This is a genomic window from Buttiauxella cochleicola, assembly GCF_021283185.1.
GTDB lineage: Bacteria > Pseudomonadota > Gammaproteobacteria > Enterobacterales > Enterobacteriaceae > Buttiauxella > Buttiauxella massiliensis.
On sequence record NZ_JAJSOS010000001.1, the window covers coordinates 517,674 to 529,261 of the forward strand.

The following is an 11,588-nucleotide window of genomic DNA, read 5'->3' on the forward strand; positions in this document are numbered from 1 at the left end:
TGAAAGCATAAAAAAAGCGGAGCCTGTGCTCCGCTATTTTATTTAATGTCTTACTTATGCGTTGTAAGCATTTTCGCCGTGGCTGTTCACATCCAGACCTTCGCGCTCATGCTCTTCAGGTACACGCAGGCCCACAGTCAGGTCGGCAACTTTGAAGCCGATGAATGCGACTACAGCAGACCACAGAATCGTCACACCGATACTTTCTAACTGCACCAGTACTTGATGGCCCATAGTCACGCCTTCTGCGTAACCCACACCGCCAAGGGATGGAGCGGCGAAGATACCTGTCATGATGCAACCAACGATACCGCACACGCCATGGACGCCGAACACATCGCAAGGGTCATCTACACGCAGCCATTTTTTCAGCAGCGTCACGCCCCACAAGCCAGCCAGACCAGCAACGATACCGATAATCAATGCACCGCCGACACCAACATAACCACAGGCAGGAGTAATACCAACCAGACCTGCGATAGCACCGGAACATGCCCCCAGCAAAGATGGTTTGCCGCGCAATGCCCACTCGCCAAATACCCAACCGAGTACCGCAGCCGCTGTTGCAACAACAGTATTCACAAAGGCCAATGCAGCAATTTCGTTAGCAGCGCTTGCAGAGCCTGCGTTGAAGCCGAACCAGCCGAAGTACAGAATTGCCGTGCCGGTAAACACCATCGGCAGGTTGTGCGGTTTGAAGGCTTCTTTACCGTAACCCACACGTTTGCCAATCAGGTAAGCGCCCACCAGGCCTGCTACTGCGGCGTTGATGTGAACCACTGTACCACCTGCAAAGTCCATCGCACCGTGCGTTGCCAGCAGACCACCACCCCATACCATATGTGCAATCGGCAGGTATGAAAGCGTCAGCCAAATTACGACAAAGATAAGTACAGCCGAGAAGCGAATACGTTCAGCTAGTGCACCAACAATCAGGCCAACAGTGATACAGGCGAAGGAGCCCTGGAACGCAACATGAATATATTGGTAGAAAGAACCAGTCAGCGCGGTGAGCTGGATGTTCTTCAACATTACCCAATCGAAGTTACCGAAGAAGTTACCACCAGCACCGAAGGTTAATGAGTAGCCGTAAACCACCCACAGTACACAAACCAACGCAAACGTAACCGTAATCTGAGTCAGCATTGACAGCACGTTTTTAGAGCGAATCAGGCCGCCGTAAAACAGTGCCAGCCCAGGAATTGTCATAAACAGCACCAATGCGGTGCTAATCATCATAAAGGCGTTGTCTGCTTTATCGACTACAGCCGGTGCCGCGAGGGCAATTGATGGCGCAAGTGCCAGGGCTACAACGCCTAAGATAGAGGCTAATTTTTTCATTTTTTCCATCCCTTCACGAGTGGCAAGACGATTACAGTGCAGCTTCGTCGGCTTCGCCGGTACGAATGCGGACGACTCGTTGCAACTCAGCAACGAAAATTTTGCCATCGCCGATCTTGCCGGTATAGGCAGCTTTGCTAATGACATCAATAACTTCATCGAGTTGATCATCGGCAATTGCCACATCAATTTTCACTTTAGGCAGGAAATTGACGCTGTACTCAGCACCGCGGTACAACTCTGCATGACCCTTTTGACGACCAAAGCCTTTCACTTCAGTCACGGTCAGCCCTTGAATACCGATTGAAGACAATGCTTCACGAACGTCTTCGAGTTTGAACGGTTTGATCACCACGGTAACCAGCTTCATAGATCCCCTCCAGTCAGAATTGGGTAATTGCCTCTGCGATACAAATTAGATAAAGCAAAGGTCATGCCAAATTTGAAAAAGAGGTTATTTCTGCGCGCTAAGCTGCGCCAAATGGGGATTTTCAGGAGTGAAATTACGATGACTGGGATTAAGAAAGTTCTTAGAGAATAAAAACGCACCATTTCAGTGCATGGTGCGTTTCGCTTCTGCACCAATGGTGATAACCATTGGCTTTATGCGTGATTTTGGTGCATTACGCGGTTGCGGGTTCTTCACGCGTGGTGGCGGCTAATTCTTCACCAGCCAGTTGCAGTTGGTACATTTGCCAGTAACGCCCTTGTGCAGCCAGTAATTCGCTATGTGTGCCACGCTCTACAGCCTGACCGCGGTGCAGCACCAGAATCGTGTCGGCATCGGTAATAGTCGATAAGCGGTGCGCGATAACGACCAGCGTGGTGTGCTCACGGACGGCTGCCAGTGCTTGTTGGATTGCCTGCTCGGTGCCAGAGTCGATATTTGCGGTTGCTTCATCAAGGATCAGAATCTGCGGAGCATCCACCAGCACCCGAGCCAGCGCCAGTAGCTGTTTCTGGCCGACGGACAAATTATTACCCTGCTCGCCCAGCCGTGTATGAATTCCATCAGCCATGGTTCGAGCAAGGTCCGCAAGTTGCACCGTCTCCAGCGCTTGCCAGACGGCATCTTCGCTGATGTCACGCCCAAGCGTAACGTTGGCAAAGAAAGAATCCGCCAACACCACCGGGTCTTGCTGAACCATTGCAACACCCTGGCGCAGCACGCGATGACTCAAGGTATCAAGCGGGCGACCATCCAGGCGGATTTCACCGTTGGTGAGTGGGTAATAACCCATCAGCAAGTTAGCAAGAGTGCTTTTCCCGCTGCCTGTGTGCCCCACCAACGCCACAAAACTGCGCGCAGGAACATCCAGATTAATGTCCTGCAATACCAGGCGATCGCCGCGATAAGCAAAAGAGACGTTATCGACTTCGATATGGCCGCTCTCCAGCGGGCGGTCGTCGTTGCCGTAATCCTGGCGCTTACCGTCCATTAGCTCGAATACTCGCTCACCTGCAACCACCGCCTGTTGCAGCATGGATTGTTGGGTGGTGAGTTCGATTAATGGCTCATTAAGACGCCCGAGGTAGTTGATAAATGCGTATAACACGCCAACTTCAATGGTGCCAACCGAGGTAAAACCAAACAGCATCAACAAGCCACACAACACCATTGCAGAGAACAGACTAAGCAACGGGCGCAGTAAAAAGCCATCAAGGCGCAGAGTCTGCATTCGCGCCATGTAGTGCGAGCGGCTCGCGGCATTCATACGCTCGCCAAAACGGGCCTGCTGGCGGAACTGCTGGATAACGCTCATGCCGTTGATGACTTCGTTGAAGCCATCGTTGATATCGGCCAGATAACTACGAACGCGGCGCACAATCGGGGTGCTGTATCGCTGATAAATAAACATCACGATAATCACTGCCGGGAAGATGCAAATCGCCACCATCGCCATGCGCCAGTCGAGTGTGAACATCGCCACCAGCATCGCACCAATCAATGCCGCACTACGTAATACGGTGGCTACAACCGTCACATAGAGATCGCGGATCACTTCGGTATCGTTGGTGACGCGAGAGATCAACTGCCCAACCGGTTGGGTATCAAAAGTGCTTAATGGCTGGCGCAATGCAGCATCCATTACATCAGTACGTAATTTTTGCACTACGCCAACGGCTGCCTGGTTAAACAGCAATGCCTGCCAGTAGTGTAGGCCCGCGGCCGAAATCGACAGTAGCAAATACGCAGTCGCAAGTCCTGCCACAGCGGCAACCGGCAACCGATGTTCAGACACCATATTATCGATGAAATAACTCACCAGAATAGGACCAGTCACTTCAGCAGCCGCCGCAATCCACAGCATCACAACCGCTCCTGCAAGCGGTTTACGCCACGGTGAGCCGTAAGCCAGCAAGCGTTTGATAGTTGGCCACTGCTTGATTGCCTTACGCATTGGCGGATTCCTCGTCTGGCGTTGCTTCTGGCGCATCATCCAGCGCCGCTTCCAATTGTTGATAGCGATACATATCGCGATACCAACCAGGCTTACCCACCAGCGCATCGTGATTACCACGATCCACCACCTGGCCGTGTTGCATTACCAGAATTTCACTGGCTTCGGTCAGCGCCGACAAACGGTGCGCACTGATGATAACCGTGCGGTTTTCGCCCCACTGGCGCAGGTTATGAAGAATTTGGTGTTCTGTACGCCCATCAACTGCAGAAAGTGCATCATCGAGAATTAAAATTTCTGCATCGAGCAACAATGCTCGCGCAATAGAAAGACGCTGTTTCTGGCCACCGGAAAGCATCACGCCCCGCTCGCCGACTTCAGTTTCATAGCCTTGTGGCAGACGTAAAATATCTTCGTGCACGCTGGCAAGCCTTGCGACGTGTTCGATCTCTTCCTGCGTGGCACCAGGTTTACCCAGCGCGATGTTGCTGCCAACGGTGTCGGAAAACAGGAATGGCGTTTGGTTGACTACCGCCAGGCGGCTACGCCATGAGTCGAGTTGCATCTGTGCCAGCGGGATCCCGTGGAAGCAAATCTCACCCTGGTCGATATCAAAATGGCGCTGGATAAGCGACAGAATGGTAGTTTTCCCAGCACCCGTTGGCCCGCACAGGCCAAGCATTTCGCCCGGTTTCAGGGTAAACGAAACGTTCTCAAGAGTCGGTCGTGCAGTTTGTGGGTAGTGGAACGCCTGAATATTGGCTTCAACCGTGCCGCGCCCGGCAGGCGCTTCTTGCTCGCCATCTTTCACTGAAGGCGCTTCCTCCAACATGCTGCGAATACGGCTGTACGCTGCGCTGCCACGCTCAACAATGTTGAACATCCACGCCAGCGCCAGCATCGGCCAAATCATCAGGCCGAGGTACATCACAAAGCTGGTGAGTTGTCCAAGCGTCAGCGTGCCCTGAATTACCATCCAACTGCCGCCGCCAATCGCCAGCAGGTTTGCTGTGCCAATAGTGATATAAATCGTTGGGTCAAAACGCGCATCCACGCGGGCAACTTTCATATTCTTCGCACCGGCATCTTTTGCTTCGGCGGCAAACAACGCAGACTGCCTGTCTTCGAGCCCGAATGCTTTGATCATGCGGATGCTGGACAGGCTTTCCTGAGTGCGGTCATTGAGCGTGGAAAATGCAGCCTGTGCCAGTTTGAATCGCTGGTGTAACTGGTCGCCGTAACGTTTGATAACCAATGCCATAACCGGCATCGGCAATAGCGCAAGCAGCGTTAATTCCCAGCTGATTTGCGTCGACATCACAATCAACACCGCGCAGCCCATCACGAGTGAATCCACCAGCGTTAATACGCCCTCACCTGCGGCAAATACCACACGGTCGACATCGTTTGTTGCGCGCGCCATTAAATCACCGGTGCGGTGACGCAGGTAAAATTCGGGGTGCTGGCGGCTCAGTTGACGGTAGTAATCTTCGCGCAGTTCAACGGCGAGTTGATAAGACGCACCGAATAACAGTACGCGCCAGACGTAACGCAGCATGTAGACAACCACTGCGATAACCAGCATGACGCCAATCCACATCAACACGTCGGTGCCTGAAAGCGTCTGTTGGGTAACACCATCGACAATCACGCCCACCAGTTTTGGCGGCACAAGCTGCAAGATGGCAATGATAATAAGCAAGGCAACCGCCCCGAGATAGCGTCGCCACTCACGGGTGAAGTACCAGCTTAATTGAGCAAATAATCGCACGCAGTCAGATTCCTGAGATATCGTCTGCCGATGCATGGCAGAAATTGAAGGCCGGGAGCGCGGGACTTAGCGCTCTAAAGGCAAAGCCGTGGTGTATTTTATCTGTTCCATGGCGAAACTCGAAGTCACATCAGTTAAACCTGGAATGCCGTTCACCAGCCGTTTGTAAAAATCGTCATACCGTTTCATATCTTCTACCTGCACACGCATCAGGTAGTCATACTCGCCAGCCATACGCCAAAACCCCAACACTTCGGGCATTTCCGCAACGACCGAAACAAATTTGCAGTACCACTCACTACTGTGTTGTTGAGTTTTGATAAGCACAAAAGCCGTCAGCCCAAGGCCGAGTTTTTCCGGGTCTAGTAATGCTACTTTTGCCCGGATAACACCGTCGTCTTCAAGACGTTTCAGGCGCTTCCAGCAGGGTGTGGTGGTCAGATTAACGGCATCCGCGAGAGCCTGCAAAGAGAGGGTGCAGTCGTTTTGCAGCAAGGATAGCAGCTTACGGTCAATTTTATCTAACATGGCAGTATCCAGGAGAAAATTTTTCTCCATTGAATCGCCAATGAAGGCTAAAAGGCAACTTTTTTATCTTCCATTTGCATTACTCTAAGCACAAATAGACAAACGGACATCACTATGACCAGTACCTGGGTAAACCACGCGATTAGCGAAATTAATGCCGACTACCAACGCTCTGCCGACACACATTTGATTCGCCTGGCGCTACCTGGTTTTCCCGGTATTCAGCTCTATCTGAAAGATGAAAGCACACACCCAACGGGTAGCCTCAAGCATCGTCTTGCTCGCTCGCTGTTTCTATATGGTTTGTGTAACGGCTGGATTAAAGAAGGTACGACGATCATTGAAGCGTCTTCCGGTTCAACTGCGGTTTCTGAAGCCTATTTTGCCCGTTTGTTAGGTTTACCGTTTATTGCCGTCATGCCCGCCTGCACCGCCAAACGGAAAGTAGAGCAAATTGAATTTTACGGTGGCCGCTGCCATTTCGTAGAGAGCGCATGCGAAATTTACGCGGCCTCCGAAATGCTGGAGCGTGAGTTGAATGGCCATTATATGGACCAGTTCACGTACGCCGAACGTGCGACAGACTGGCGCGGTAACAACAATATTGCCGACAGTATTTTCCGCCAAATGGAACATGAGCCTCACCCGGTGCCAGATTATATTGTAATGAGCGCGGGCACTGGCGGTACATCGGCGACCATCGGGCGTTACTTGCGCTACCAGGGTCACCCAACAAAACTGACCGTAGTCGATCCGCAAAACTCTGTATTTATGGATTACTGGCAGAATCGTGATTGCAGTTTGCGCAGTGCCATTGGCAGCAAAATTGAAGGGATTGGTCGCCCACGCTGCGAACCGTCGTTTATCCCGGATGTCATTGATGAAATGATGCGCGTGCCAGATACCGCAAGCATTGCAACTATGCAGTGGCTGGAAACGATTCTCGGCCGCAAAGTTGGCGCATCAACTGGCACAAATATGTGGGGTGTTCTGCAATTGGCTGCACGCATGCGCACTGAAGGCCGCACGGGTTCAATTGTGACACTGCTTTGTGACAGTGGTGAGCGCTATCTCGAAACCTATTACAACGCAGAGTGGGTGAAAGCGAATATTGGTGATGTGCTGCCAGCCCGAGCGGAAATCGAAAAGCTGCTTGAAAGATAACGAAAAAAAGCCGGGCAAACGCCCGGCCGGCTTAATGCCTTATCATTCGGGGGAATAAGTGAGGTTTGGTGTATCTAGCCAATGCGTCAAATAATGAGAAACAGCCTGTTTATTGCAGTGCCCAATAACAGGTAAATGCGGTAAATCTTCTTTCAGTTGCGCCATTGCGTTGCCCATGATCAAACCATGACCCACGCTTGAGAGCATTTCGCGATCGTTCATCGCGTCGCCAAACGCCATGCAATCTTTCATCGTTAAACCCAGGTGCTGGCTCAATACATTGAGCGCAGAGCCTTTGTTGCAGCCAATCGGTAACACTTCCAGGCAATCTACTGCCGAGAAACATAAGAATGCCCGCCCGCTTAAAGCCTCATCCAACTGAACTTTCAAACGAACAAGATCCTCGTGAGGAGCGCAGAAACAAATTTTGGTGACTTCATCGGACGGGAGGCGTTTGACGTCGACAATTTTCGGGCTAAAACCACTATAAACGTGAGCATTCAGCATTTCGCCGACTTCATATTGGGTGAGCCAACCGGTGTCATTAAACACATGCAGACTCGCCTGAGTATCCCACTGCCCGTGGATAACCATTTCCGCCGCCTCAGGAGATAGATCCTGGCGATGCAGAAGATCGCCCTGCGTTGAGTGAATACGCGTGCCGTTGCCGGTAATCAAAAACGCTTCAAGGGAGAGTTTGCTCAGCACATGACGCATTTCCAGCACATGGCGGCCCGTGGCAAACGCGAGGGTTATCTGGCGTTCATCCCGCAGACGGTTAAGGGTACGCACGGTTTCTTCACCCAAAAGATGATTGGGCATTAACAGCGTACCATCCATATCAAATGCAGCCAGACGAGCCATGTTTACTCCGATTTGTGACGACTAAAACACTGAGGGCAGTATCGCCTGGCATATACGGAACTAATAGTGAATACTTTCTGAAAATTGTTCCGGGTTTACACCAATGCGACTGTTAAACCGATTAAACCAATTTCAACGCTTATGGCAGCCTTCGGCGGGAGAACCGCAGCAAGTGACGGTAGCTGAACTCGCGGCGCGCTGCTTTTGCAGTGAGCGCCATGTACGAACGCTGCTTAATCAACTTGAAGATGCGGGTTGGCTGACATGGCATGCCCAGTCTGGGCGCGGTAAACGCGGAACATTGAGTTTTCTGGTGACTCCAGAAAGCGTGCGTTCCGGAATGATGGAACAAGTACTCCATAAAGGGCAGCACCAGAATGCGCTAGAGCTTGCGCAAATCGCCCCTGAACAGCTGCGCCAATTGCTGCAACCGTTCCTTGGAGGGCAATGGCAAAACGATACGCCGACTTTACGTATTCCCTACTATCGCCCATTAGAACCGTTGCAACCGGGGTTCCTGCCTGGTCGTGCCGAACAGCACCTCGCGGGCCAGGTGTTTGCCGGGCTCACCCGATTCACCTCGAACTGCGCGGCACCGCAGCCCGATCTGGCTCACCACTGGCAAGTCTCCGAAGATGGCCTCAGTTGGTACTTTTTCATTCGCTCGACACTGCACTGGCATAATGGCGAACCGGTGGAAACCACGCAGTTACAGCAACGGCTGATGATGTTATTGACGCTCCCTGCGATGCGACGTTTGTTCATCAGCGTGAAGAGCATTGAGCTTGCCCATACGCAATGTATCCGCTTTGTATTGCATACTCCCGATTACTGGCTGGCGCATCGGCTGGCGAGTTATTGCAGCCGCCTGGCGCATCCTGAAGATACCCAAATCGGCTGTGGGCCATTTCGCATCAACAGCTTTAAAGAGAACCTGGTGCGTATCGAGAGTTTTGAGTATTACCACCTCAGCCACCCGCTGCTCAAAGCAGTAGAGTTCTGGATTACCCCGCAATTGTTCGACACCGAACTGGGCACCAGTTGCCGCCATCCGGTGCAAATCGCCATTGGTCAGCAAGACGAGTTGGTTCATCTACGTCCTGTCAGCAATAGCATTAGTCTTGGGTTTTGCTATCTGGCGGTAAAACAAAACGGCAATTTAACACCAGAACAGGCACGCTTCCTGATGCAAATCATTCAGCAGCAGCAGTTGATTGAAAGCCTTCCGGTCGATGAGTCGCTGATCACCCCAAGCAGCGAGATGATCCCTGGCTGGAAACTCCCCGAATGGCCATTGTCCAAATCGATAACGCTGCCGCCGCAATTAACGTTGATTTATCACTTGCCCGTTGAGTTGCACGTCATGGCGCAGCAGCTTAAAACACATCTGGCTGATTTGGGTTGCGAGCTCACACTGATATTTCATGATGCGAAAAACTGGGCAGGATGTGAGGCGTTGGCTGAGGCCGATTTAATGATGGGTGACCGTCTGATTGGCGAAGCACCTGTCTACACGCTGGAGCAGTGGTTACGCAGCGATGTGCTGTGGCCTGCGGTGCTTACTGAAAGCCAGTACACCCATTTGCAGGCAACGCTCGACCGCGTACAAATCCATCCGGATGAACACGCGCGCAGCACCGGTTTGCAGGAGGTATTCAGCGCACTAATGCGCGATGCGATAGTCTCACCGCTGTTTAATTACCGCTACCAAATCAGCGCGCCGCCGGGTGTCAACGGCATTGAGCTCAACGCCTGGGGCTGGTTCGATTTTACCCAGGCGTGGATACCGCCACCAACGATGGCGTGAAGAAGCTGGGCAGCTATCTGCCCACGAGTTACCATAGGTTTTTAGCTGTTTAACAGGATTACTCATGAAACGTGCAGTTGTCGTCTTTAGTGGTGGCCAGGATTCCACAACCTGCCTGATTCAGGCATTACAGCAGTATGATGAAGTCCACTGTGTGACATTTGATTATGGCCAGCGCCACCGTGCTGAGATTGACGTTGCTCGTGAACTGGCGCTGAAACTGGGTGCGCGTGCGCATAAAGTGCTGGATGTAACGCTATTGAATGAACTGGCTGTCAGCAGCCTGACGCGCGATAGCATTCCAGTACCAGGATACGATCCCGAAGAAAAAGGTATTCCAAGCACTTTTGTTCCAGGACGCAATATTCTGTTCCTGACGCTGACGGCGATTTACGCTTATCAGGTTGAGGCCGAAGCGGTGATCACCGGTGTTTGTGAAACGGATTTCTCCGGTTACCCGGATTGTCGTGATGAATTCGTAAAAGCTCTGAATCATGCCGTAAGTCTTGGTATGGCTCGCGATATTCGCTTCGAAACACCACTGATGTGGCTCGATAAAGCAGAAACATGGGCGTTGGCGGATTACTGGCAGCAACTGGATCTGGTGCGTAGCGAAACGCTGACCTGCTATAACGGCATTAAAGGCGACGGCTGTGGCGAATGTGCCGCCTGCAACCTGCGTTCTAACGGGCTTAACCATTTCCTGGCGGATAAACCTGGGGTAATGGCAGCAATGAAAAAGAAAACCGGCCTGAAATAAATATTAGTGGGCGTGGTCCGCTAATTGCCACGCCCCTTTATCGACTTGATTACTCCATCATTTGAACTAACTTCTCCCGCAGTTCCCCTTCCAGTGGAACCGACTTCTGAGTTTTCAAATCGATACAAACGAAAGTCAGTAACGCATCTGCGACGATCTCACCTTCTGGTTCAAGTTTAACCACCTGGCTCAAAACACCGCTTTTACCATTGAGTTGTTGTAACGAACTCTCAATACGTAGCAAATCACCAAGCACCGCCGGACGACGATAATTGATGTTGATATTCACCACGATGAAGGCGATGTTGTGCTCTGTCATCCATTGGAATCCTGCCGCATTTTCCAGCCCTTCCCAGCGGGCTTCTTCGAGAAACTCAAGGTAGCGGGCATTGTTAACATGCTGATAGAAATCAAGATGGTAACCCCGAACTTTGATTTGTGTTTGCATAGCGCTAAAACCCTTTCACTGTAGTTTTAATATTCAGGTGAGGTATCAGGCCACACCAAACTGGTATGACCTGTTATTTAGCATAGCAAACTTTCCCGCCTGCGCGAGCAAGGAGCACTAAGCGTTAAAGCTTAATGTGAGACAGATTACGTTCTACCAATGCACTGCCAATCCCTGGTACCTCTTGCAATTGTTCCAGTGCCTTGAATGGGCCGTACTCTTCCCGGTAACTCACTATCGACTGCGCCTTTTTCAAGCCAACACCATTCATTGCTTTTGCTAAAGCTTCTGCGCTCGCCGTGTTAATACTTACCACGCCATCATCAGCATCGCTCGATTTAGCGGTTGCAACGGGGGTTGCAGGGGTTTTATCGCTGCGCTGTTGAGCTTGGGCCGTATCATTTTTGACAGCAACTGGGGCAGCCAAAGCCTGAGTGCAGATACTTGTACCAATAAATGCCACGGCAATGCACACTGCTTGTATTCCACTTTTGATTCCTTTT

General features: G+C 51.5%; 11 protein-coding genes. 3 read left to right on the forward strand and 8 right to left on the reverse strand.

Translation table 11 applies throughout. The annotated features are described in order from the left end of the window. Positions 1–54 precede the first annotated feature (54 nt). From amtB to LVQ76_RS02305, 5 genes are all read right to left on the reverse strand, one after another. The gene (gene amtB, locus LVQ76_RS02285) at positions 55–1,341 is read right to left on the reverse strand and encodes an ammonium transporter AmtB (RefSeq protein WP_151994751.1); all 1,287 of its coding nucleotides are present in this window, start codon (positions 1,339–1,341) and stop codon (positions 55–57) included. Positions 1,342–1,372: 31 nt separating this feature from the next. Further along, positions 1,373–1,711, reverse strand: a complete 339-nt coding sequence (gene glnK / locus LVQ76_RS02290) for a P-II family nitrogen regulator (RefSeq protein WP_034458018.1) — start codon at positions 1,709–1,711, stop codon at positions 1,373–1,375. 253 nt (positions 1,712–1,964) lie between these two features. After that, positions 1,965–3,743, reverse strand: a complete 1,779-nt coding sequence (locus LVQ76_RS02295) for a SmdB family multidrug efflux ABC transporter permease/ATP-binding protein (RefSeq protein ID WP_232920920.1) — start codon at positions 3,741–3,743, stop codon at positions 1,965–1,967. Next, entirely contained in the window at positions 3,736–5,514 is a 1,779-nt protein-coding gene (locus LVQ76_RS02300; protein ID WP_232920872.1) for a SmdA family multidrug ABC transporter permease/ATP-binding protein, read from the reverse strand. Before LVQ76_RS02300 ends, LVQ76_RS02295 begins: the two co-directional genes overlap by 8 nt. Positions 5,515–5,580: 66 nt before the next feature. After that, entirely contained in the window at positions 5,581–6,042 is a 462-nt protein-coding gene (locus LVQ76_RS02305) for an Lrp/AsnC family transcriptional regulator (RefSeq protein ID WP_064516763.1), read from the reverse strand. 114 nt (positions 6,043–6,156) lie between these two features. On the opposite strand from LVQ76_RS02305, the gene LVQ76_RS02310 reads away from it, so the two are divergent. Next, the gene (locus LVQ76_RS02310; RefSeq protein WP_151994748.1) at positions 6,157–7,206 is read left to right on the forward strand and encodes a PLP-dependent cysteine synthase family protein; all 1,050 of its coding nucleotides are present in this window, start codon (positions 6,157–6,159) and stop codon (positions 7,204–7,206) included. A gap of 42 nt (positions 7,207–7,248) precedes the next feature. Here the strand turns inward: LVQ76_RS02310 and cof are convergent, their stop codons facing one another. Continuing rightward, positions 7,249–8,070 (reverse strand): HMP-PP phosphatase, encoded by an 822-nt coding sequence (gene cof / locus LVQ76_RS02315; RefSeq protein ID WP_232920873.1) that lies wholly within the window; start codon positions 8,068–8,070, stop codon positions 7,249–7,251. A gap of 103 nt (positions 8,071–8,173) precedes the next feature. Here cof and LVQ76_RS02320 point away from each other — a divergent pair, with 103 nt between their 5' ends. Beyond that, positions 8,174–9,877: an SgrR family transcriptional regulator gene (locus tag LVQ76_RS02320; protein ID WP_232864115.1), complete on the forward strand. Its 1,704-nt coding sequence runs from the start codon at positions 8,174–8,176 to the stop codon at positions 9,875–9,877. A 64-nt stretch (positions 9,878–9,941) separates the two neighbouring features. Continuing rightward, positions 9,942–10,637: a 7-cyano-7-deazaguanine synthase QueC gene (queC, locus tag LVQ76_RS02325; protein ID WP_232904165.1), complete on the forward strand. Its 696-nt coding sequence runs from the start codon at positions 9,942–9,944 to the stop codon at positions 10,635–10,637. Between the two features lie 49 nt (positions 10,638–10,686). Here queC and LVQ76_RS02330 read toward each other — a convergent pair whose 3' ends face one another. Both LVQ76_RS02330 and LVQ76_RS02335 read right to left on the reverse strand, forming a co-directional pair. Further along, a complete protein-coding gene (locus LVQ76_RS02330) occupies positions 10,687–11,085 on the reverse strand; it encodes a YbgC/FadM family acyl-CoA thioesterase (RefSeq protein WP_151994744.1) in 399 nt (132 codons plus the stop codon). A gap of 124 nt (positions 11,086–11,209) precedes the next feature. Next, a complete protein-coding gene (locus LVQ76_RS02335) occupies positions 11,210–11,581 on the reverse strand; it encodes a helix-hairpin-helix domain-containing protein (protein ID WP_232864281.1) in 372 nt (123 codons plus the stop codon). Positions 11,582–11,588 lie beyond the last annotated feature (7 nt).